Genomic DNA, 483 nt, shown 5'->3' with positions numbered 1-483 from the left:
CTCCCCGTCGCTGGCCAGGACGACCTCGACGGTGCCGCCTGCGGCGACGACCCCGCGCATGAGCCCGGCCGCGCCGAGGGTCTCGTCGTCGGGGTGGGCGCACACCACGACCAGGCGGCCGAACGACGACGGGTCGAGCCCGCGCCGGGCGAGGGTCACGGCCGCGTCCTCCCAGACGTCCGGGGACTGCACGGGCTCCATCAGGTCGCCGGGGTGACCAGGGCGCGCCCGAGGGCGGCGAGGTCGCGTCCGCCGTGGTGCTGGCGCAGGTAGATCTGCAGGTCCGCGAGGCGTGCGGTGAGCAGCGGCGACCCGGCCAGCACGGCGACCCCGGCGATCTCCGGGGCGGCGTCGAGCACGGTCCGGCACGCCCGCTCGACCGTGGCCCGCACGGTGGCCACCGCGTCGTGGTGGGCGGTGGCGGGGTCGGCGTCGATCCGGGCGGCGGTGACGGCGAGCAGGGCGTCCGCGGCGGCGACGGCG

At 78.7% G+C, this 483-nt stretch carries 1 protein-coding gene and 1 pseudogene; both read right to left on the bottom strand.

All coding sequences use genetic code 11. The annotated features are described in order from the left end of the window. On the bottom strand, positions 1–201 hold a 201-nt coding region (locus GTW08_RS00670), incomplete at its 3' end, for a PIG-L deacetylase family protein (RefSeq protein ID WP_202416211.1). Further along, positions 201–483, bottom strand: a pseudogene (locus tag GTW08_RS00665) (acyl-CoA dehydrogenase); the annotation flags it as partial. The pseudogene GTW08_RS00665 and the gene GTW08_RS00670, both read right to left, overlap by 1 nt.

Origin of the sequence: Pseudonocardia sp. SID8383, from assembly GCF_009864975.1 — a bacterium.
In the GTDB taxonomy this organism is placed as follows: Bacteria; Actinomycetota; Actinomycetes; order Mycobacteriales; family Pseudonocardiaceae; genus Pseudonocardia; species Pseudonocardia alni.
The sequence above is the reverse complement of the archived record's forward strand: the minus strand, read 5'-3'. Positions and strand labels throughout refer to the sequence as shown.